Annotated in this window: 18 protein-coding genes and 1 other annotated feature; of the genes, 15 read left to right on the top strand and 3 right to left on the bottom strand. The window is 46.9% G+C overall.

Going from position 1 to position 21,631, the window contains the following annotated elements:
- Positions 1-29: 29 nt before the first annotated feature.
- The gene (locus ABXS75_14080; protein XCP84186.1) at positions 30-1,646 is read left to right on the top strand and encodes a CvpA family protein; all 1,617 of its coding nucleotides are present in this window, start codon (positions 30-32) and stop codon (positions 1,644-1,646) included.
- 153 nt (positions 1,647-1,799) lie between these two features.
- Here the strand turns inward: ABXS75_14080 and ABXS75_14075 are convergent, their stop codons facing one another.
- Positions 1,800-2,222: a hypothetical protein gene (locus ABXS75_14075; GenBank protein ID XCP84185.1), complete on the bottom strand. Its 423-nt coding sequence runs from the start codon at positions 2,220-2,222 to the stop codon at positions 1,800-1,802.
- 204 nt (positions 2,223-2,426) lie between these two features.
- Here ABXS75_14075 and ABXS75_14070 point away from each other — a divergent pair, with 204 nt between their 5' ends.
- The 6 genes from ABXS75_14070 (at position 2,427) to ABXS75_14045 (ending at position 8,050) form a co-directional block, all read left to right on the top strand.
- Positions 2,427-3,791: a CobW family GTP-binding protein gene (locus ABXS75_14070; GenBank protein XCP87159.1), complete on the top strand. Its 1,365-nt coding sequence runs from the start codon at positions 2,427-2,429 to the stop codon at positions 3,789-3,791.
- A gap of 37 nt (positions 3,792-3,828) precedes the next feature.
- The gene (locus ABXS75_14065; GenBank protein ID XCP84184.1) at positions 3,829-4,770 is read left to right on the top strand and encodes a hypothetical protein; all 942 of its coding nucleotides are present in this window, start codon (positions 3,829-3,831) and stop codon (positions 4,768-4,770) included.
- Between the two features lie 177 nt (positions 4,771-4,947).
- Positions 4,948-6,789, top strand: coding sequence for a DNA helicase RecQ (recQ, locus tag ABXS75_14060; GenBank protein ID XCP84183.1), 1,842 nt, complete (start codon positions 4,948-4,950; stop codon positions 6,787-6,789).
- Positions 6,790-6,861: 72 nt separating this feature from the next.
- Entirely contained in the window at positions 6,862-7,050 is a 189-nt protein-coding gene (locus tag ABXS75_14055; protein XCP84182.1) for a type II toxin-antitoxin system HicA family toxin, read from the top strand.
- A 24-nt stretch (positions 7,051-7,074) separates the two neighbouring features.
- A complete protein-coding gene (locus ABXS75_14050) occupies positions 7,075-7,467 on the top strand; it encodes a type II toxin-antitoxin system HicB family antitoxin (GenBank protein ID XCP87158.1) in 393 nt (130 codons plus the stop codon).
- Between the two features lie 31 nt (positions 7,468-7,498).
- Positions 7,499-8,050, top strand: coding sequence for a SprT family zinc-dependent metalloprotease (locus tag ABXS75_14045; protein XCP84181.1), 552 nt, complete (start codon positions 7,499-7,501; stop codon positions 8,048-8,050).
- Between the two features lie 277 nt (positions 8,051-8,327).
- Here the strand turns inward: ABXS75_14045 and ABXS75_14040 are convergent, their stop codons facing one another.
- A complete protein-coding gene (locus tag ABXS75_14040; protein ID XCP84180.1) occupies positions 8,328-9,635 on the bottom strand; it encodes an IS30 family transposase in 1,308 nt (435 codons plus the stop codon).
- Positions 9,636-9,827: 192 nt separating this feature from the next.
- Positions 9,828-10,135 (top strand) — a binding site (T-box leader).
- Positions 10,136-10,208: 73 nt separating this feature from the next.
- Between ABXS75_14040 and leuS the strand changes: the two genes are divergently transcribed.
- The 3 genes from leuS to ABXS75_14025 all read left to right on the top strand — a co-directional run bounded on the left by leuS (position 10,209) and on the right by ABXS75_14025 (position 14,068).
- A complete protein-coding gene (gene leuS / locus ABXS75_14035) occupies positions 10,209-12,635 on the top strand; it encodes a leucine--tRNA ligase (protein XCP84179.1) in 2,427 nt (808 codons plus the stop codon).
- A gap of 498 nt (positions 12,636-13,133) precedes the next feature.
- Positions 13,134-13,277 carry a hypothetical protein gene (locus ABXS75_14030; protein XCP84178.1) on the top strand — a complete coding sequence of 48 codons (144 nt, stop codon included), beginning with the start codon at positions 13,134-13,136 and terminating at the stop codon, positions 13,275-13,277.
- Positions 13,278-13,690: 413 nt separating this feature from the next.
- Positions 13,691-14,068: a DUF5655 domain-containing protein gene (locus ABXS75_14025; GenBank protein ID XCP84177.1), complete on the top strand. Its 378-nt coding sequence runs from the start codon at positions 13,691-13,693 to the stop codon at positions 14,066-14,068.
- 149 nt (positions 14,069-14,217) lie between these two features.
- Here ABXS75_14025 and ABXS75_14020 read toward each other — a convergent pair whose 3' ends face one another.
- Positions 14,218-14,814 carry a hydrolase gene (locus ABXS75_14020; protein ID XCP84176.1) on the bottom strand — a complete coding sequence of 199 codons (597 nt, stop codon included), beginning with the start codon at positions 14,812-14,814 and terminating at the stop codon, positions 14,218-14,220.
- A gap of 429 nt (positions 14,815-15,243) precedes the next feature.
- Between ABXS75_14020 and ABXS75_14015 the strand changes: the two genes are divergently transcribed.
- From ABXS75_14015 to ABXS75_13995, 5 genes are all read left to right on the top strand, one after another.
- Complete coding sequence (locus ABXS75_14015) at positions 15,244-15,678, top strand: RpiB/LacA/LacB family sugar-phosphate isomerase (GenBank protein XCP84175.1); 435 nt, start codon at positions 15,244-15,246, stop codon at positions 15,676-15,678.
- A 174-nt stretch (positions 15,679-15,852) separates the two neighbouring features.
- Positions 15,853-16,554 carry a site-2 protease family protein gene (locus tag ABXS75_14010; protein XCP84174.1) on the top strand — a complete coding sequence of 234 codons (702 nt, stop codon included), beginning with the start codon at positions 15,853-15,855 and terminating at the stop codon, positions 16,552-16,554.
- Positions 16,555-16,902: 348 nt separating this feature from the next.
- Entirely contained in the window at positions 16,903-17,865 is a 963-nt protein-coding gene (locus ABXS75_14005) for a MoxR family ATPase (protein XCP84173.1), read from the top strand.
- The gene (locus ABXS75_14000; protein XCP84172.1) at positions 17,858-19,072 is read left to right on the top strand and encodes a DUF58 domain-containing protein; all 1,215 of its coding nucleotides are present in this window, start codon (positions 17,858-17,860) and stop codon (positions 19,070-19,072) included. Before ABXS75_14005 ends, ABXS75_14000 begins: the two co-directional genes overlap by 8 nt.
- A gap of 64 nt (positions 19,073-19,136) precedes the next feature.
- The gene (locus tag ABXS75_13995) at positions 19,137-21,623 is read left to right on the top strand and encodes a transglutaminase domain-containing protein (protein ID XCP84171.1); all 2,487 of its coding nucleotides are present in this window, start codon (positions 19,137-19,139) and stop codon (positions 21,621-21,623) included.
- Positions 21,624-21,631 lie beyond the last annotated feature (8 nt).

The raw sequence follows: 21,631 nt of genomic DNA, 5'->3' as shown, positions 1-21,631 counted from the left end.
GGTCGATAGTATGAATGACAGGAGAGAATATGAAAAAAAGAAGAATTTTATTTGGAGCGATTGCTGCGATTTTGGCGGCGGGGATCTATTATTATGTTGCACTGCCGGCGATCAACATTCATTCCGTAGATGTATGGTATTTCATTTTAATTGTTGTGGCCGCAGCAGGCGTGATCTATGCGTTTCGGAAAGGTGCGCGAAGAGGTGATTTAAGTTCCCTCCGGGAAGTCAGGAAGGAGAAAGGGGTCAGGGCGATTTTCGGACTTTTTTTTCTTTTGCTTGCGGTGTACCTTGTGGGAAGCCTTCTGTCCTCGCCGATCATCAATGCGAAGAAATATCAGCAGCTTTTGACTGTCGAGGAAGGCGAATTTACGAAGGATATCGAAGAGCTGTCCTTTGATCAGATTCCGCTTCTGGACAGGGATTCCGCGCTGCTTCTCGGTAATCGAAAGATGGGAAGTATGTCAGATATGGTATCCCAGTTCGAGGTAGACGATATTTACAGCCAGATCAATTATCAGGACCGGCCGGTGCGGGTGTCGCCGCTTAGATACGCCAGCGTGATTAAGTGGTTCACGAACCGCAGCGACGGAATTCCGGCGTACATTAGGCTTGATATGGCCAGTCAGACGACGGAGCTTGTGAAATTAAAAGAAGGTATGAAATATTCCACCAGTGAACATTTTGGAAGAAATGTGTACCGGCATCTTCGCTTTGCTCACCCGACCTATATTTACGGCGAGCTGAGTTTTGAGATCGATGATGAGGGAGTTCCGTACTGGATCGCCCCGGTGAAGAAATTCAACATTGGCCTGTTTGGCGGAGAGACCGTAGGGCGTGTGGTCCTCTGTAATGCGATCACGGGCGAGCTTAAGGATTATAAGGTGGAAGATGTTCCACAATGGATTGACCGGGCGTATTCCGCGGATCTTCTGGTACAGCTCTATGACTATTATGGGGCTTTAAAGCACGGCTTCTTTAACAGTGTGCTCAGCCAGAAGGACTGCCTTAAGACAACGAACGGGTATAATTTTCTGGCAATTGATGACGATGTGTGGGTCTACACTGGCGTGACTTCGGTAAATAGTGACCAGTCTAACGTTGGATTTGTTTTGATGAATCAGCGGACGATGGAGACGAAGTACTACCCGATCGAGGGAGCGATAGAGGATTCCGCCATGGACTCTGCGGAAGGACAGGTCCAGAACCTGCATTATCAGGCGACCTTCCCGCTGCTCCTCAACATATCCGGTGAGCCGACGTATTTTCTGGCGCTCAAAGATGATGCGGGACTGGTAAAGAAATATGCGATGGTAAATGTCCAAAAATACCAGGTGGTGGCGATTGGAGATACGGTCAGCGACTGTGAAGCGCAGTATCATGACCTCCTGCTTACCAATGGACTTAGGGAAGAGGAAAAAGATGAGCGTGAGATTCAGACGGTGTCGGGTGTGATCACGAAGATTGCCCAGGGAGTCGTGGAAGGGAATTCGCATTACTATATTATGCTTGCGGATTCGGAAGAGATTTACGATATTCCGGTAGTACAGTTCGTGGAAATTATCCGGTATGACGTGGGAGATGAGATTAATCTGGAATACAAAGAGGGCGAGAAGATGAATACGGTCACTGCTTTGAAAGAGTAGGGACAGGCAGCAGTGCCTTTGCACAAAAGAAAGAATGGAATTGAAAGAGAAATCGCTGTCCATGTTATGTAAAGTATCAGGGATAAAAAGATTTCCATAAAAAACAGGACAGTTACGAGTGAGAAGTAACTGTCCTTTAAAATTTGTCGATATTTAGTTGAGGATTTGGCAGTCGTTCATGTCTATATCACCGAGCTGCTCGTTGGTTGCGCTTACGCTTACATAGAAATCAATCTCGCAGTCTTTGGAGAGTTTTTTCAACTTTTCAATAAAGTGCGGCATACTCTCTAATGTGATATTGGCATGTTTCAGGATACCGTCGATGAAGATGGCCTGGATATCATGGTCAGCACTGCTCATACCGTAAATGAATCCGAGGTATTCATCTGCGGTCTGGATTACATCATAGTCGTCCATGCAGATTGCTCTGATGTTGAAAGACAGGCTGTATGTATCGCGGTGGCTCTTCTTAATAAAGAATACGTGTCCGTCACAATTCTTTACTGCCTCATTCGCGCGTTCAATCATCTGCTGTGTCTTTCCACTGCCCTTTGGGCCTGTTAATAAATTTACCATATCGTCAAGTCTCCTTTTTATGTATATTTGTACTAAAAATGGTACTTTTTCTGTTGGGTCTATTATACACTAATCATAATCGATAAACAAGCCATTTATTTGCATCTTTTTGACATTTGTGATATATTACTTTCGGAAGCAACAAATAACCGGGTATGAGTCCGGATTTATATGGAAAACATAGAATAGAAAAGAGGGAATATGATGACTAAAGTAGATATTATTTCAGGTTTTTTGGGTGCCGGAAAGACAACATTTATTAAGAAACTGATTGAGGAAGTATTTCCGGGAGAAAAATTGGTGCTGATCGAGAATGAATTTGGAGAGATCGGCATTGACGGTGGATTTTTGAAAGATGCCGGAGTAGAGATCACAGAAATGAATTCAGGCTGCATCTGTTGTACGCTTGTAGGTGATTTCAGCAAGGCACTTCAGCAGGTTCTTTCAGAATATCAGCCGGATCGTGTAATCATTGAGCCGTCCGGAGTGGGCAAGCTGTCCGATGTTGTGAAAGCCATCGAGGGTGTCAAGGCGGAAGCGGATATTGGGATCAGCGGGCGGATCACCGTTGTGGACGGAAAGAAGGCGAAGGTGTACCTGAAGAATTTCGGTGAATTTTTCAGCAATCAGGTGGAGCATGCTTCTACGATCGTGATGAGCCGGACGCAGATGATGACAAACGAGAAGATCGAGAGCTGTGTTCATCTGCTCCGCGAGAAGAACCAGGAGGCGGCGATTATCACGACTCCATGGGACGAGCTTGGAAAAGATGCGATCCTGCGCGCACTGGAGCAGGGAGCGGAGATCGAGGAGCTGCTTCATGCGCATGACCACCATCATGACGACGAGTGCTGCCATGAGCATCACCATGAGGGTGAATGTGGTCATCATCACGGAGTGGAATGCGGACATGAATATGGTGACGAGGGTTGCCTGGAACATCATGGCGAAGCACATCATCATGACGAGGAGTGTGGCTGCGGACACCACCATGACGAGGAGCATGAGCACCATCACCATGACGGCGAGTGTGGCTGCGGACACCACCATGACGAGGAGCATGAGCACCATCATGACGGAGAATGTGGCTGTGGCCATCACCATGACGAGGAACATGAACACCATCATAACGGAGAATGCGGCTGCGGCCATCACCATGACGAGGAGCATGAACACCGTCATCACGACGGTGCGTGCGGTTGTGGCCATCACCATGACGAAGAGCATGAACATCATCATCACGACGGCGAGTGTGGATGTGGCCATCACCATCATGACGGTCATCATCATGCAGATGAGATCTTCACGAGCTGGGGCAAGGAGACGGCGCATAAGTATACGGAGACGGAGATGGATTTCATTTTGAAAGCGTTATCAGAGACTGAAGGATACGGCACTATTCTCCGTGCGAAGGGAATCGTACAGATGGAAAACGGAACCTGGAAGCAGTTCGACATGGTTCCGGAGGAATATGAGGTGCGGGAAGGACAGCCGGATTATACAGGACGTATTTGTGTGATCGGTACAGATTTGAAGGAAGACGAGCTGAAGACGCTGTTCCACATCTAGGAGATGAGGGAATGGATTTTGCGAGGAGGTAAATGAGATGATGACACCGGTTTATATCTGTACCGGGTTTCTGGACAGCGGGAAGACAACCTTTGTCAAGGATACACTGATGAAACAGGATTGGATAGAGGACGGTCCGACTCTGCTTCTGCAATGTGAAGAAGGAGAGGAGGAGTATCCCGAAGATTGGCGCGATGAAAATGGAGTATTTTTATTTGAAATTGAGGACAGGGAGCAGCTTAACGAAGCATTTTTTCAAAACTGTGAGCGCATTTACCACCCGGATCAGGTAATCATCGAGTATAACGGGACCTGGGATCTACAGGAGATCATGAATGAGAGTTTCCCGGAGAATTGGGAGATTCAGGGCGTCTATTCTACCGTAAATGGCGAGACGCTCGATGTGTATCTGAAAAATATGCGGAATATGCTGATGAACCAGCTGACAGAGTCCGAGCTGATCGTGACGAACCGCTGTGGTGAAAATACGGACCGCTCATCATTCAGGAGAGCGCTGAAAATACAGAATCCTATGGCGCAGCTTATTTTTGAGGATATGGAAGGAAATATTATCCCGCAGACGGCCGAGGATCTTCCGTTTGACATAAAAGCAGACAAGATTGAGATAGAGGACACAGATTTCGGTATATGGTATGTTGACGCATATGAACACCCGGAGCGGTATGAGCATAAGGAAATCTTATTTCTGGCACAGGTATTCAGGCCCAAGGGAATGCCGGCGAATATGTTGATTCCGGGACGGCAGATCATGGCGTGCTGTGCGGAGGATATCCGGTTTTACGGATATCCCTGTAAAATGAGTGAGAAGGCACGCATCGAGCAGCGCAGTTGGATGCGCGTGCGTGTGCGGTTCGAATTTGAGGCAGTCAGAAAATTTGCGCCAAAGCAGCCGATTCTCTACCTTCTGGACGCAAAAAAAGCTGACAGACCCGAGGAGGAAGTTGTTTATCTTGGGTGATAAATAGGAAAGTGGCAAATTATACAAAGGCAGAATTCCTTGAATTTAAGGGGGTTCTGCCTTTGTCGCGCATGGGATTTGTGAGGAATCGGGCGTGAAATTTGTGAAAGTTGAAGACTTGCATTTACCTGAGCAGGTGTGTATAATTGGGAACACTTTTAGAGGAAAGGGTATAAGATGGAATATACGGAACAGAAATTTCAGATTTTAAAACGATATTTTGGATACGACGAGTTCAGACCGGGGCAGGAGGAACTGATCGACGGGATACTTTCCGGGCAGGACGTGCTCGGTATTTTGCCGACCGGAGCGGGGAAATCGCTCTGTTACCAGATTCCTGCACTCTTGATGGATGGGATTACGCTGGTCATTTCTCCGCTTATTTCTCTGATGAAAGATCAGGTGGCGGCGCTCAATCAGGCCGGAGTTCACGCCGCATTTTTAAATAGCTCTTTGACTTATGGACAGTACCAGAAGGCGCTGGCGTTTGCCGTGCAGGGGAGATATCAGATTATTTATGTGGCGCCGGAAAGACTGGAGACGGAGGAGTTCCTGCATTTTGCTCTGCATACGAAGATAGCGATGGTGGCTGTAGATGAGGCGCACTGCGTTTCCCAGTGGGGACAGGATTTCAGGCCCAGTTATTTAAAGATCCTGAGCTTTGTGGAGAAGTTACCGGTGCGGCCGGTGATCAGCGCTTTTACGGCTACGGCAACGAAGGAAGTGCGTGAAGATATTGTAGATATATTGATGCTCAGAAGCCCGGTAGTGGTCACCACGGGATTTGACCGGCCGAACCTGTACTTCGGGGTGATTTCGCCTAAGGACAAATATGGTACGCTCAAGAATTATGTAGATATGCACCCGGATCAGTGCGGGATTGTCTACTGCCTGACGAGAAAATTGGTGGAAGAGGTGTGCGCGCGCCTGGAGGACGACGGGTTTTCTGTCACGAAATATCACGCCGGGCTAAGAGATTTGGAGCGCCGTGAGAATCAGGACGATTTCATTTATGACAGGAAGCTGATCATGGTGGCGACCAATGCTTTTGGAATGGGGATCGATAAGTCCAATGTGCGGTATGTTATTCACTACAATATGCCGAAGAATCTGGAATCCTATTATCAGGAGGCCGGAAGGTGTGCAAGGGACGGCCAGAGCGGCGAATGTATTCTGCTGTACGGCGGCCAGGACGTGGTCACGAATCAGAGGTTCATTGAATATAATCAGGAGAATGAGGAGCTTGATGACCTGACCCGGGAGATCGTGATGGAGCGGGACCGGGAAAGACTGAAACGAATGACTTATTACTGTTTTACGAATGAGTGTCTGCGGGATTATATCCTGCGGTATTTTGGGGAATATAGTTCAAATTATTGCGGAAATTGTTCCAATTGCCTAAGCCAGTTTGAGACTGTAGATGTGACTGAGATGGCAATAAAGCTGGTGCAGTGCGTCAGAGAATGCGGACAGAGGTATGGAATCAATGTGATTCTTGACACGGTTCATGGAGCCAATACGGCGAAGATCAGGCAGTACCGCATGAATGAAAATTCGTGTTACGGTACGCTCTCCAAAGTTCCGGCATATCGTCTGCGCCAGATACTGAACTATATGCTTTTGGAAGGGTATCTGTTTACGACAAATGACGAATATATGCTCGTGAAGCTGACAGAGAAGTCGGAGCTTTTGCTAAATGGACAGGAAACGCTGGTCATGAAGATGGCAAAAGAGCAGGAGATGCGGGAGAAGGCCGCGCCCAAAAAGAAGAAAAAGAAAACGGCAGGGGTAGTGCTTACGCATGAGAATGAAGCACTGTTCGAAAAGCTGAGAAGGCTGCGAATGGAGATCGCAAAAGAGGAGGGAGTGCCGCCCTATATCGTATTTTCGGATAAAACGCTGGTACATATGTGTCTGGAAAAGCCGCAGAACAAGAAAGAGATGCTTGGGATCACCGGAGTTGGGGAGTTTAAATATCAGAAATATGGGGAGAGATTTTTAAAAGGAATAAATACGTAATATTACGTAAAATGCTTGAAACATGGTGGATAAAGTGATAGAATAATAAATGAGAAAGAAGGAGTTCGGAAGATGCCAATGACACCGAAGGAGATCATAAAACTCCTTAAGAAACATGGGTTTACAGAGGTAAGCCAGAATGGTTCGCATATAAAATTAAAAAATTTTCGGACCGGAAAGCAAGTGATAGTCCCGTATCATAGTAAATCTATGAAAAAGGGGCTGGAACAGGCAATCTTAAAAACGGCAGGGCTGTTATAATGTGAGAGTAGACGGAGGTACATGATGAATAAATTATTTTATCCTGCAATATTTCATCGGGAAGGGAATGGCTTTTGGGTCTCATTCCCGGATTTACCGGAGTGTTTTACGGAAGGTGACGACAGAAATCAGGCTTACGAGATGGCAGTTGATGCCCTGGGGTTGGCGCTTGTCAGCAGGGAAAAGGAAAATGAAGAGATTCCTGTTCCCTCCCGGGTAGAAGAAGTGCAAGCGGGAGAAGGAGTAGTGGTAGTAATCTGCTTTGATATGGAAGAATACAAAAAGAAGCACAGTTCCCGTGCGGTGAAGAAGACGCTCAGCATACCGGAATGGCTGAATGAGGAAGCGCTGGCAAGAGGAATCAATTTCTCCCAGGTGCTTCAGGAGGCGTTGATCCAAAAGCTCCACGCAAAATAGTGAGGAAGCGGCGGCAAAGGAAAGAGCGGTGATGAAGTTAGAGTATGAGCTTAGGCGGTCTGCGCGCAGAACCATGTCGGTGGAAGTGCGGGAAGATGGCTCTGTTCTCGTTCGTGCGCCCAGGAGGTGTCCTAAGAGGCAGATCGACAGGTTCCTTTTGGAAAAGCAGGACTGGATCAGGGAAAAGGTGAAGTCCCAGAGGGAGAGGCAGCAGAGGGCAGAGAAGGTACGTCCTCTTAGTGAGGCCGAAGCAGGGCTGTATAAGGAAAAGGCCCGGGAGATTATCCGGCTGAGGACTGCGTATTACGCTTCGCTTATGGGAGTTTCCTTTGAGCGGATTTCCATTCGGGATCAGAAGACCCGCTGGGGAAGCTGCTCAGATAAGGGGAATCTGAATTTTAACTGGCGGCTGATCCTGGCACCGCCAGGGGTCCTGGATTATGTGGTCGTGCATGAGTTATCTCACAGAAAAGAGATGAACCATTCGCCGCGTTTCTGGGAGATTGTGGAAGAGGTCATGCCGGATTACCGGAAGTATCGGAGTTGGCTTAGAGAGAACGGAGGCGTGCTTCATCGTTATTAGAGTGAATTTTTCCTTAATTGCAAAAGTAAATTCCAGTGCAGGAGTAAATTCTACCCGCCTTTAAAATCTGCTGTTTTTTTAAACTTTTTTTGAGCATAGGACGAAAAAATGGGTTATAATAGATTCTAATCCAAGCAAATATTCTAAAATAGGGTATGGCAAACAAGCCAACAGGAAATGTCGTGTGCAGGACTAAATTCTATTAGCTTTGTTTATTTTTTATGAAGATTTAAAAGCAGAATTACCTAACAGCAGATTTTTTGTTTGGGTTTATGGGTTACTTAATCAGCTCAGGCGTCAGGACGATCTTTTCTGGATTGACAGGCTTGAGCTGAAGTGCTGCCAAGATATCCATACCGAAGTTTTCCTTTACCGCCTGATATGGAGTAAGGCCGAGCAGGCTCTGGCGCGGAACCGAATCGATGTTATTTACAATCAGGTTCAGGTCCCATTGCGTCAGATATTCGAAGCTGGTACCCTTCGGAAGAATCTCACGTAGTTTTGTGTGAACATTTTCAACGCCACCTTTCTGACCGCTGCGCATGGGATCGCAATAATAAATATTAGTACGCTGGCTGCCATCCATGCCGGTTTCCAGGGCCAGTGGATCACCGAATTCACCGCCCCGGTCTGTCAGGACCGTTTCAAACAGGATGCGGAATGTTTCCGTGCCGAGCCGTGCTTCCAGACGGTCAAAAACAGCACGGACAGCGCCTTTGGTGCATCGGTTCAAGAGATAGGCAAGGAACAGTTTCTCGTCCCGGAAGTAGAATGTCAGGATACATTTTTTAGAATCCCGCGAAGACTTAACGGTATCCATTTCAACTACGTGCGTGGGAGGGAGTTGGAGGAAATCACTGTAGAGGCGGCCGGAAAACACCTGCCGGTCTGTAATCTGAGTTTTGTGGCACTTGCGTGCCTTGAACTTCACTTTCCGTTTCAGGTCGATGTTGCGTCCGGTAAGCAGTCCGAGTTCTATGTATTGGTAAATGGAGCGTACGGAAAGCCCCAGTTCCGGATGTTCCACAACGATCTGATAGGGAGAATGGCCCTGCCAGATCAGAGGGGTAACGACCTCATCAATGTGGTGGAGTTCCTTTTTTGAAAGGTTAATACCAGACCTGGAATCCCGAAGCATTTCGCGGTATTTGCGGTCTGCAAAGAGAGCATCGTAATGGTATTTATGAGGAACGGTACAACGGACATGGGTCTTATCGCAACCATTGCAGACATAGGGAGCCCGGTCAAGTCTGTTACAGCGTTCCTTCACAAAATCCTTACAGTGCTGGTTGCAGGAGGGGCAGGAAGAACATTTCGTATCGCAGAGAATGATTTTTCTGCAGACATTCTTTTTTTGGCAATGGAAACGGTGGACGCAGAAATTTTTAGCATTCAGGAAGAGTCCTTTGCCTGGATAGAAATCGGATAGACGGTGAGAACGCACCTCTTTGGATATGGTACTGGGATCTTTGCAGAGGTAACAAGCAATCTCCTTAAAAGAAGCCCCTGCATTCAACTGGCGTTCAATATAAAGTCTGTCTGCGGTAGTAAGATGTTTATGGTTTCCTGGGATATGTTTACTCATGATGTCTCCTTCTACTGCTGTCAGGAATAAAACCATCATAATACGTATGCAGGACTAAATTCAACCTATGCAAAAGTAACTTCTATCAAAGAAAAAGTAGGTGGAATTTACTTTTGCAATTTAGGAGAGTGAATTTTTTGCACAGAAGTACTTGACGAATTTTAAGATTCTTCTTATAATATACAAGAATATGTAGAAACGAAGATAAGGAGTAGTAGAAGTCAGATACTTTCCAGAGAACTGCCGGCTGGTGCAAGGCAGCAGGTAAAGACTTTGAACTCGCCTTGGAGTTCCTGTGGTGAATATGGAGCCTTGCAGATCGCTTGCCTGAAGCGTATGACAGATTACGATGAATAGGTTCGTCAGTGCGCGAAGTAGCCGCAGGCGGGGATTCCCGTTATAGAAGAAAAGTGCATTGTTTCCGGCGCTTGGCATATTTTGTGCGTAAGAAGCAATGAAAAAGAGTGGTACCACGGAGAGGTAAGTCCTTCGTCTCTTTCTATGAGATGAGGGGCTTTTATATTTTACTGCACAGAAAAGTGCAGGATTTCATTTTACAAGGAGGAAATAAACATGGCTGTACCTTATAATCATAAGGCGATTGAGAAGAAATGGAAACAAAGATGGGCGGAGAACCCGGTGAATCCGAAGGTAGATGCAAACGGTAATCCGAAACCGAAATACTACTGTCTTGACATGTTCCCGTACCCGTCAGGAAACGGACTGCATGTGGGACATTGGAGAGGGTATGTCATCTCCGATGTGTGGAGCAGATATAAGCTCCTGCAGGGATATTATATCGTTCACCCGATGGGCTGGGATGCATTCGGACTTCCGGCAGAGAACTACGCGATCAAGATGGGTGTACACCCGGCTAAATCCACCGCAGAGAACGTGGCGAATATTAAACGTCAGATCAACGAGATCTCTGCACTTTATGACTGGGATATGGAGGTCAATACGACAGACCCGAATTTCTATAAGTGGACACAGTGGATTTTTGTGAAGATGTTCAAGGAGGGGCTGGCATATGAGAAGGAATTCCCGATCAATTGGTGTCCTTCCTGCAAGACCGGACTTGCCAATGAGGAAGTTGTAAATGGAAAATGTGAGCGCTGCGGCACGGAGGTGACCAAGAAGAATCTTCGTCAGTGGATGCTTCGGATCACCAAATATGCAGACCGTCTTCTGAATGATCTGGATAAACTGGATTGGCCGGAGAAGGTAAAGAAGATGCAGACGGATTGGATCGGCAAATCTTACGGCGCCGAGGTAGATTTCCCGGTAGAAGGAAGGGACGAGAAGATCACCGTTTACACCACAAGACCGGATACCCTGTATGGAGCAACCTTCATGGTTCTTGCGCCGGAGCATAAGCTGGCAAAAGAACTGGCTACTGATGAGACGAAAGAGGCTGTAGAGCAGTATATCTATGAAGCGTCTATGAAATCTAACGTAGACCGTCTTCAGGATAAAGAAAAGACCGGTGTATTTACCGGAAGCTATGCGATCAATCCGCTGAATGGGGAGAAGACGCCGATCTGGCTGTCCGACTATGTTCTGGCTGATTACGGTACAGGCGCAATCATGTGTGTACCGGCTCATGATGACCGTGACTTTGAATTTGCCACAAAATTTGGTATTCCGATCATTCAGGTCATCGCAAAAGATGGAAAAGAGATTGAAAATATGACCGAGGCATATACCGAGGCTTCCGGAACCATGATTAATTCCGGTGAGTGGAATGGTATGGAGTCCGCTGTCCTTAAAAAGGAAGCTCCGCATATCATTGAAGAGCGGGGAATCGGACGTGCAACGGTGAATTATAAGCTCCGCGACTGGGTATTCTCCCGTCAGAGATATTGGGGAGAGCCGATTCCGATCGTACACTGCCCGGATTGCGGCTGTGTACCGGTACCGGAGGATCAGCTTCCGCTTACACTGCCGGACGTAGAGTCCTATGAACCGACAGGAACCGGAGAATCTCCGCTTGCTGCCATCGACGAATGGGTAAATACGACCTGCCCGGTATGTGGAAAACCGGCAAAACGTGAGACGAATACCATGCCGCAGTGGGCAGGTTCTTCCTGGTATTTTCTGCGCTATGTGGATAATCATAACAACGAAGAACTGGTATCAAGAGAGAAAGCAGACGCCATGCTCCCGGTCGATATGTATATCGGCGGCGTAGAACATGCGGTACTTCATCTTCTGTATTCCCGTTTCTACACCAAGTTCCTCTGCGATATCGGCGTGGTAGATTTTGACGAACCATTTACGAAGCTGTTCAACCAGGGAATGATTACCGGTAAGAACGGAATCAAGATGAGCAAGTCCAAAGGAAATGTAGTATCCCCGGACGATCTGGTGAGAGATTACGGCTGTGACTCCCTGAGAATGTATGAGCTGTTCGTTGGACCGCCGGAGCTTGACGCAGAGTGGGACGACCGTGGAATCGACGGTGTATACCGTTTCCTCAAGAAGCTCTGGAACCTGCTTATGGACAGCAAGGATAAGGATATCAAGGCAACGAAGGAAATGCTGAAGGTCCGCAACAAACTGATCTATGACGTGACGACTCGTCTGGAGAGCTTCAGCCTGAACACGGTAATTTCTGCATTTATGGAAAATACCAATAAGCTGGCAGAGATTGCCAGAAAAGAAGGCGGCGTAGATAAAGAGACGCTGGATACTCTGGCTGTTCTGATCGCACCATTTGCACCGCATATGGCAGAAGAGATCTGGGAAGAGTTGGGACAGGAAGGCACCGTATTTGCAGCCAAATGGCCGAAGTGTGACGAAGAGGCTATGAGGGACGATGAGATTCAGATTCCGGTACAGATCAACGGAAAGACGAAAGTCGTTGTGACCATCTCTGCCGAGGCGACGAAAGAGGAGGCTATTGCGGCAGGAAAGGCAGCAATCGCAGATAAACTGACCGGTACGATTGTGAAAGAGATTTATGTGCCGAAGAAGATTATTAATATTGTGCAGAAATAATTTGAGAGAAAATCTCGCAACAGAATAAAGTGCTTGGAAATATTGAAAAGTTGGCTGAAAATCAAGGTTTACGACAGTTTTTCTTCAAGAAAGGGGTATCATAAAATACCGTAAAATATTGTGAAAGATTTTTAAAATGGAGTAAATTTGGAGTAAAAGTCGAAAGCAAATGGAGTAAATATTTCAAGATGTTATAAGGAATGGCGTAGGTAGTGGAAACATTGTCTGCGTCATTTTTTTGAAAAAAGAGACTGCTATATGTGGTAATCGCTTTTTTGCATACATACGTAATTGATAAATAAAGACTATTAATCAAACTCAATTTTTCTAAGAGTCTTTTCAAATTCAGCAATGTGCTTTTTCATCAACACTTCCAGACGCTGTAAATCTCTATAAAGAAGTATTATTGCTCATATGGTTTTTGTTGAGAACATGAGAAGAACGTAGTACAATAGATTTCAAAAGAAATGAACAGATCGGGATTTGAGGAGGACAAAAATGGAATATACAAAGGAAGATTTAATTGAAGCAAAAAGGCAAATTGATTCAACATTGCATAAGTTGCGAGAAACAATAATAACCTTTGAAGCAAAAGAAAATTCAGAAAGATATAAGTCGCAAATCACTTTGGCGAAAAGATGAGTAAGAGCTTTTGAAATAGCAAATCACTTTATAGAAAATGAGATTGAAAACAGTTAGTTAATTTCAAGTTTGTCGGGTTCTTAATAATATGCAAAAACTAGTGAGGTCAAAGAACAAGGCGAAGCCGAGACGCCGTAGGGCAGTCCTTGTCACAGTCTGCATATGGATGTAAAAGTTTTTAGATAATTCAAACAGTAAAGCAAATTAGATTGCATACAGATCTTTGCTGTGGTCTTCTCCGTAGATTCCCATTTTCCGATGATTGTTTGTACATGCAAATTTCGATGGTAATGCCGCCGCTTAATTGTTATAATGTATACAAAAGTAACCTTAGCAAAAAAGCGGCTGATGGATTATGGAAGGAAGTAAATAGTGGAAATAGACAAATGGTGCGGGAAGGAGAAAGGATGACTATGAATGCGGATTGTTTGCTTTTCTTTGATAGACATATGGATGCGATGCCCCTATATGAGGCTTTGGAAAATCGAATCTTAAATGAGATAGAAAATGTGTGGATAAAGGTTCAGAAGAGCCAGATTTCGTTTTATAACAAACATCTATTTACCTGCGTTTCCTTTGCAAAAGTAAGGAAAAAGAGTGCGTGTCCAGCAAGCTATATTGTTGTGACAATTGGATTGGCTTATAAGCTGGAATCCCCAAGGGTAGAAATCGCAACAGAGCCTTATCCGAACCGCTGGACACACCATCTTCTGATAGCGGATACAGAAGAAATTGATGATGAGCTGATGACCTGGATTAAGGAGGCTGCAGTTTTTGCTGACGCAAAGTAGTGGCCGCAAGAAATAGTAGGTGTCCTCTGGACAAGAAAAGAGTTGCCTCCCTGGCATGGAAGCAGAAGTAAACAAGGTAGAGTATTATGATGTAAGGAGACGGTGGTTCGCCGTCTCCTGTCTTAAATTCCTGGCGCAGTTTGGCAAGATTAAGCTTCCAGTCCCAGTTCCTGCATCTCTTGCTGGATACGTTCCTCGCAGGACCGCATGGCGAGAATTGTTTTCTCCATCAATTCTTCCAGGGTCCAGCCAAGCCGCTCGGCGCCCCGTGCGATGATATCACGGGAGCAGCCGGCGGCGAACCGTTTGTCCTTGTATTTTTTCTTCAGGCTCTTTACTTCCATGTCCATTACGCTTTTGGAAGGACGCATCTTAGCGGCGGCACCGATCAATCCGGTAAGCTCGTCCGCGGCAAAAAGGACCTTTTCCATTTCCAGAGCCGGCTCCACGTCGCTGCAGATTCCGTAGCCGTGGCTTACGATTGCGTGAATCAGTTCCGGCTCAGCGCCGGCCTCAGTAAGAAGCTGGGGAGCCTTCTGGCAGTGTTCTTCCGGGTAGAGTTCGAAATCAATATCATGGAGCAATCCGACACACGCCCAGAAATTCTCTTCCTCGCCGTGTCCCAGCTCCTTAGCGAACCAGGCCATACAGCCTTCCACAGTCAGACCGTGGAGAATATGAAAAGGTTCTTTGTTGTATTTTTTAAGTAATTCTAATGCCGATTCATGTGTAAATTTTGTTTCCATTATAAATGCCTCCTGAAATTTTGTGTAGTATCGTCTTTATTCTCCCGAAGTAATGGTTCAAGGTCAGATATGTCTGACCTAAAAGGCTGCCGAGAGAATGGGAGCCCTTGCACTTAAAGCCTTATGTTCCACAGTTTTTTAGGGCCTTTTAATTATCATAGCATTTTCGGGGAACGTGTAAAAGAGGTGTTTTGAAAAATTGGAAGATTTTTGAAAAATTCTATTTTGAATTCGGTAGCTTTTTGTGATATTTAATGCGTAATATTTTATACAAAATCCAATATCCAAAAATAACGAAAGAAAACAAAAGGAATAAACGGCAAAAGCGAAAATAATTGAAAAAAGCGAAAAAATGAATTGAAATTATGAGTAAGGTGATGTATAATAAAGCCAGTATCAGAATACTTTTTCAAAATGGAGGACGAAACAATGAAAATTGCTATTGGATGTGACCCGAACGCAACAGAGTACAAGACCATCTTAACACCGTTTATCGAAAGCCTCGGACATGAGTGCGTAGATTTCGGAAGTGACGATCCGATCTATGCTAACACAGCGATCCGCCTTGCCAAGAGCGTAGCAGCAGGTGAATGTGACAGAGGAATCCTGATCTGCGGAACAGGTATCGGTGTAAGTATCGCAGCGAACAAGGTAAAAGGAGCTTATGCAGCATTGGTAAATAACGTATATCAGGCTCAGAGAGCACAGCTCAGCAACAATGCAAACATTATCACTATGGGCGCACAGGTTACCGGTATCGAACTTGCAAAATGTCTGGTAAAAGAATATCTGAGTGTTACCTATGATCCGAATTCACGTTCAGCAGCAAAGGTTGCAAGAATTACAGAGTACGAGAACGAATAAGTAGAGTTGGACATAAGTCAGGTAAAGGAGAAGGACAGTCTGGTCAGGGGCTGTCTTTCTTTTATTCCACATTCTATTTCATATTTCTTTAGAAATTATTCACACTCTGGATATTGATTATGAACGGATTCCGTTCTATAATGTGACGTATGAAATGAAATGGAGTTATGAAATATGTTCTTTCCAATAAGTAATGTGTTGACCAGTTATATGTATCGTTTTTTTCAGACCCTGATCTATGTTGCGCCGGCGGTGCTCATAGCGATTTCTATGCACGAATTCGCGCATGGGTATGTTTCTTATAAATTAGGGGATATGACGCCTAAATTGGACGGACGGCTGACGCTGAATCCGTTTAAGCATCTTGATCCCTGGGGGACGTTATGTTTGCTGCTTTTCCATGTGGGCTGGGCGAAGCCTGTGCGTGTAAACACCAGGAATTATAAGAACCGGAAGAGGGATCTGATCCTGGTATCGGCAGCAGGTCCGGCAGCGAATTTTATCATGGCGTTTTTGTTCATGCTTCTTTATGGAATTATTAATAAAGTAGGAACACATGGGGTGATTATTAATTACCTGTATGTTCTCTGTTATTATGCGGCGGTGTTGAATGTGGGGCTTGGGGTATTTAACCTGATTCCGATTCCACCGATGGACGGATCGAATATTTTGTCGGAGATTGCTCCGGGAGTGAATCAGTTCTATGCAAGAATCCGGCCTTACAGCGTGTTGATTCTTGCGGTACTGTTGGGAAGTGGTGTGCTGAATGCTCCGCTGGCTGTTTTGAATGATGGAATTATAAATGCGCTTATGACGCTGGTGAAGGCAATCCTGCGAATTGGCGTTGGGACGGCGTCCGGAGGGACGATCGTGTAGATGGGCTTTGTCTGGGTGATTAGTTGGAGAGATAAATTTTGCCGCAGCCGCGCAGTCTTTGAGACAGAAGCGATGTAGGGGAAGCGGGTGCCCGCTGAATAATTTTTTATTCATGTAAATATCAGGTTTTATTGCCACCAGTTGAGATAATTGGTGGCTTTATTATGCATTAATATGTGTTTGTATGTGGCAGTTGAAAAATAGAAATTTCTTCTTTTAAGGAAATATTAAGCCTCTTTCTATTTCAACCGTCGGATATTTAGGGTATACTGGAAGAAATGGAAAACCAGTGCAGTGTATCATAATGAAGGTCAACAGTACACTGCATTAAGCAGTGAGGTAGGGAATATGTCAGCTTTATATCAGGAAGCGAAAGCAATCATCAGGGAAGTTGAAAAAGCAGTAGTCGGGAAATCGGACGTTATTGAGAAGATCATGACGGCGATTGTGGCGGGAGGCCACATTTTGATAGAGGATATGCCGGGGGTAGGGAAGACCACCATGGCACTGGCATTTGCCAAAGCTATGGGGCTTATGGAAAAAAGAGTACAGTTCACGCCGGATATTATGCCGGCGGATCTGACAGGATTCTCCATTTATCAGAAGGAGAGAGGCAAGTTCGTGTATCAGCCGGGGCTTCTCATGTGCAATCTGTTTCTGGCAGATGAGATTAACAGGACCTCTCCCAAGACGCAGTCGGCGCTTTTGGAGGTTATGGAGGAGAGAAAGGTAACGGTGGACGGCGTGAGCCGGGAAACGGGACGGCCGTTTATTGTGATTGCGACGGAGAATCCGGAAGGATCGGCGGGAACGATGCTTTTGCCGGAGTCGCAGCTTGATAGGTTTATGATCAGCATTCATATGGGATATCCCACGGTGCAGGAGGAAATCGAAATACTAAAGCGCAGACAGGCCGGAAGCGTGGTGGAACAGGTGGAAAATGTGGCCGATGATCAGTTGATCCTTCAGATGCAGGAAGAGGCTGCCGGGGTGTTCGTGCATGAGGTTGTGTTTGAGTACATAGCGCGGCTGGCTAAAGCGACACGGGAGCAGGAACTGTTAAGTTCGGGCTTAAGCCCCAGAGGAACGGTGGCGCTTGCGGCGATGAGCCGGGCGAGGGCCTATCTTGCGGGAAGAGACTTTGTGATTCCGGAAGATGTGAAAGAAGTATTCTTGTGTACGGTCAGACATCGTGTAACGCTGGGGATCAAAGCGAAGGTCGCTCACGTCAATGTGGAAGACGTGCTGAATCAGGTGCTTGGTGAGGTTCCAAAGCCAACGGCAAGAAGAAAACAGGTGGGGCATGATTAAGAGAATTGTTAGTTATATAGCAGTCGTTTTGCTGACCTTATATTGTTTTTTCCTGTATGATGACCGGATTCTGGGAATGCTGCTGGTCGCAGAGTTCTTATATCCGATTTTGGGAGCGGGGTTTCTTCTATTTGCAAGAAAAGGGATCAAGGTGCGGCTTGGAACGATTCTGGCAGTGGCGGAGAAAGGACAGAAGATTCCGGTACCGGTAAGAATAGAGAATGGTTCGCGGATACCGGCGGTTCATTTTCGGCTGAGGATGCGCATAGAAAATACATTTACGGGAGAAATCAAAACGTGCAGCGTAAAGGGCTGCGCGCTGCGTGGAAGAAAAACAGAGGTGAAAATGCACACCCAGTCGGATCAGTGTGGAAATCTGCGGATTGTGCTGGAAGCGGTGGAGCTATATGATCTGCTGCATATTTTTCTGACGAGAAAACGCTGCAAAGAGGTCAGCCAGGTAGGAATCCTGCCGGAGTGTCATCTGGTTCCGGTGGAGGTCAGCAGGCGGACACGGGAATTTCTGGCAGATGCCGAGGAGTATTCGGACCGGGAGAAGGGAGACGACCCGTCTGAGATCTATCAGATCCGGGAGTACAAGGAGAAAGACGCCCTGCATGATGTGCATTGGAAACTGTCGGCAAAATCAGAGGAGCTTCTGGTCAAGGAGCACGGGAAACCATTAGGCCCGGTGGTCCTTCTTTATCTGAATCTGAATCGGGAATTTGCCCAAAAAGGGGACAGGCGAAGGAATAGAGAAAAGGGCTGGCCGTCAGAGGTTCTGGAAGCGGTCGCATCTTTGTCGCTTTCCCTTTTGGAGGAGAAATGTGTGCATATGGCCGCCTGGTATGAGGAAGCGAACGGGCGTGTGGTCAAAGTGAAAGTCAGCAGGGAGGAGCATGTATACGAGCTGGCGAACCGTTTGTTGTACGCATCTCCCTATCGGGGCGGGGAGCAGGCCGAGGCAAGGTGGGCGGAGGCGTTTGGCTGCCATGCATACCTGAGTGAACGTCCGGTGGACGTTCATCTCGGCAGTTCTTCCGGGACGAAAGAGAGCAATGTGGGCCGTCTGCCGGGAGAAGATGCGTTCAGCAGAATCATAGAATTCCGGCTAAACGGAGCTGTTCTGATGAACGGGGAGGAATTCCTGCGGATACCGATAAATGGAGAAAAGATAGATTGGGGCAGGCTGTATTTTACTGTTTGACGTGAGAAAAATTGGAGCAGACTGTATTTCGTTGTTTAATGTGAGGAAGACCGGAGGATATGATATGTCGGGTCTGAAGATGATTCATGCGAACAAAGAGAATAAAGCGTATCGATATATTTGCCTGGCGGTGGTGTATCTGATTCTGTCCGCCATGTTTGCCGCCTATGTCTCTGTGTTTGAGACTGGGGTGAACCGGGAACTCGCCTATGGAAGCCGGGCGGTGGCCGTATTTTGCCTGGGGATTTTTGTGATTCTGTTCGAAGGTGGAAAGAAAAGGCCGGGAATACGGAAAATGGGTTTTGCACTTAGTGGTGCGGCAGCGGTGGTGATGGTGCTGGGGTATCGGCTCTGGACGCCGGGAGCCTTCGTGCTGGTCAATGATTTTATAGGGAAATATAATCAGTTTTATGGCGCCGGGTTTCCGCGTATGGAGGAAGCAGGAGGCGTTGCGATTTTCTGCGCCCTTTTTGTGGTGCAGTTTTTGCTGGGAGCGATCCTTGTGGGGATTCTTCTGAGGGGGCGTTTTCTGTTCGTGGCGGTTCCGGTCATGCTGCTTCCGGGGATTCTTGGTGCGTTTGTGGGATATCTGCCGTCGGTCACTGCTTCCTGGGTGCTTCTGGGCGCATGCTGCCTGTTCATGATCGTGGGGCATTCCGGCTGTGGTAAGGGGTGGACCCTTGAATTGGCCGGAGGTATGCTGGTGTTCCTCATTCTCTATGGCTGCGCGGCGGCTGTAAGTCCGGCGATTCTGCAGCTTGTCGGGGAGCATGAGCAGGAATACACCAAAATCAGAAAAGATCTTCTCCAGGCGCAGAAGGTAGATGTGGGGGCCATGCTGGCGGAGCATATGAAGGGAGAATCCGATTATTCCAAAGGCGGGGTGGGAAAGGGAGATTTCAGAAATCTGTCCAGTCATCACCCGCAGGGGACGAAGGAACTGGAAGTGGTTGTGACAGGTGAGCCCAAATCCCGTGTGTATTTGCGCGCGTATGTGGGAGTAGATTATACGGGAAATGGCTGGAAAGAGATGAGCAGTATCCGGTTTGCCGAAATGGCGGCGCCGATCGTCGGAGAGGGAAAGAAGAAGGATTTGTTAAATGAACCGTTCCGGCGTATCCATGAAGGGAGCAGTGGAATTGAAGCGGAGAGTATGTGGATCAAGCGTTTTGGCGCTTCCGGGGAGTTCGGGTACACGCCGTATTATGCGCAGATTCCGGATAACCTGACTGTGCGGTTGGACGCCTATGTCAAGGGGAACGGTAGAAAAGAGTGGGAATATGAGTATTATCCGAGTAGAAAAGCGGAGAATGTAGGAGAAGAGGATCTGGCTGCAAAATCAAAGGACTGGGAGAATTATTGTACGTTTGTGGAAGAAAATTATAAGGAATATCCTAAGGAACTTGAGCGGCTGGGAAAGTATTGTGTCTTGTTTGATAAAGGCTCAGCAGATAAGGTGGCAAGTGGGATTGATTATGAGTTTTCCGACGATCTGAGCTATAGTCTGGAGCCGGGACAAACTCCGGAGGGGAAGGATTTTGCAGAGTATTTTCTGCTGGATAATCAAAAAGGGTTCTGTGTCCATTTTGCGACGACGGCTGCGCTGATTTACCGGAAATGCGGATATGCGTCCCGGTATGTGGAGGGGTACGCCGTCTCCCCGGAGAGATTTGAAAAGCAAAGTGACGGAACCTACCGTGCGGTAGTGACTGACGAGATGGCGCATGCCTGGTGTGAGACCTTTGATTCGGAGCTTGGCTGGCAGGTGAGGGAACATACGCTGCCTTATACCGGTACAGAGGCGCAGCCGGAGGCCCTGCGCAACCAAAATGATGAGGAAAATGCCCCGGGCCCGGACAATACAGAAGATGAGGATCGGCGGGAGGAAGAAAACCCGGAGGATACGGAAAATGAAAATGCTGATCCGGAAGGGGAAGATGAGGAAAATGAAAATGAGCCTGCCTCGGAAGAGGGTATAAGAGAAAATGATCCGGCGGACGAGGAAGAGGGAGGACCTGGCATTGTATCTTCCGGGAAGGGTTCCGGTATGGGAGGCACAAATCAGGGCGGTACATTATTTGAAAAGTGGCAAAAGTTCAGGGAGAGCAGGGCGTATGCTTTGATGATGAGGGTTTTGTCAGGGCTTGGCTGCTTAGCTGCGCTGATTGGAATTCTTTGGATTTCAGGTTTCGTGTGGTATAGAATAAGAAGAAGGAAAAGGCTGCAGGCATTTCGGAAGAGGAAAGATAACCGGGGAATCGCCAGCATTTATGCGGAGATTTATCGAATCACTGTTTTCCTGGGAATGAAGGATATGGGCTTTAGCGAAAACGAATTGGGCGAAATATGGAAGAGGGAATATCCCTACCTTACGGGCGAAGAGTGGGATTGGCTGACTCATTGTGCCGTCAGATCTGCATTTTCCGGTGAAAAAACGGGGAAAGAGGACTGGGTGAAGATGTATAAATTATATCAGAAATTCCGGGGAGGTGTGCTTGCGGAACTGAAAGGCAGGAGGCGCTGGGTATTTTTGTATATGAAAGCGTTATAAATAGCGAA

The organism is Roseburia hominis, from assembly GCA_040702975.1.
Lineage (GTDB): Bacteria > Bacillota > Clostridia > Lachnospirales > Lachnospiraceae > Allocoprococcus > Allocoprococcus hominis_A.
This window is presented reverse-complemented; position numbering and strand designations above follow the sequence as displayed.

Coding starts and splice junctions, on each gene's coding strand:
- ABXS75_14080 (XCP84186.1), top strand. CDS start 30: ATGAAAAAAAGAAGAATTTTATTTGGAGCGATTGCTGCGATTTTGGCG.
- ABXS75_14075 (XCP84185.1), bottom strand. CDS start 2,222: ATGGTAAATTTATTAACAGGCCCAAAGGGCAGTGGAAAGACACAGCAG.
- ABXS75_14070 (XCP87159.1), top strand. CDS start 2,427: ATGACTAAAGTAGATATTATTTCAGGTTTTTTGGGTGCCGGAAAGACA.
- ABXS75_14065 (XCP84184.1), top strand. CDS start 3,829: ATGATGACACCGGTTTATATCTGTACCGGGTTTCTGGACAGCGGGAAG.
- recQ (XCP84183.1), top strand. CDS start 4,948: ATGGAATATACGGAACAGAAATTTCAGATTTTAAAACGATATTTTGGA.
- ABXS75_14055 (XCP84182.1), top strand. CDS start 6,862: ATGCCAATGACACCGAAGGAGATCATAAAACTCCTTAAGAAACATGGG.
- ABXS75_14050 (XCP87158.1), top strand. CDS start 7,075: ATGAATAAATTATTTTATCCTGCAATATTTCATCGGGAAGGGAATGGC.
- ABXS75_14045 (XCP84181.1), top strand. CDS start 7,499: ATGAAGTTAGAGTATGAGCTTAGGCGGTCTGCGCGCAGAACCATGTCG.
- ABXS75_14040 (XCP84180.1), bottom strand. CDS start 9,635: ATGAGTAAACATATCCCAGGAAACCATAAACATCTTACTACCGCAGAC.
- leuS (XCP84179.1), top strand. CDS start 10,209: ATGGCTGTACCTTATAATCATAAGGCGATTGAGAAGAAATGGAAACAA.
- ABXS75_14030 (XCP84178.1), top strand. CDS start 13,134: ATGGAATATACAAAGGAAGATTTAATTGAAGCAAAAAGGCAAATTGAT.
- ABXS75_14025 (XCP84177.1), top strand. CDS start 13,691: ATGAATGCGGATTGTTTGCTTTTCTTTGATAGACATATGGATGCGATG.
- ABXS75_14020 (XCP84176.1), bottom strand. CDS start 14,814: ATGGAAACAAAATTTACACATGAATCGGCATTAGAATTACTTAAAAAA.
- ABXS75_14015 (XCP84175.1), top strand. CDS start 15,244: ATGAAAATTGCTATTGGATGTGACCCGAACGCAACAGAGTACAAGACC.
- ABXS75_14010 (XCP84174.1), top strand. CDS start 15,853: ATGTTCTTTCCAATAAGTAATGTGTTGACCAGTTATATGTATCGTTTT.
- ABXS75_14005 (XCP84173.1), top strand. CDS start 16,903: ATGTCAGCTTTATATCAGGAAGCGAAAGCAATCATCAGGGAAGTTGAA.
- ABXS75_14000 (XCP84172.1), top strand. CDS start 17,858: ATGATTAAGAGAATTGTTAGTTATATAGCAGTCGTTTTGCTGACCTTA.
- ABXS75_13995 (XCP84171.1), top strand. CDS start 19,137: ATGTCGGGTCTGAAGATGATTCATGCGAACAAAGAGAATAAAGCGTAT.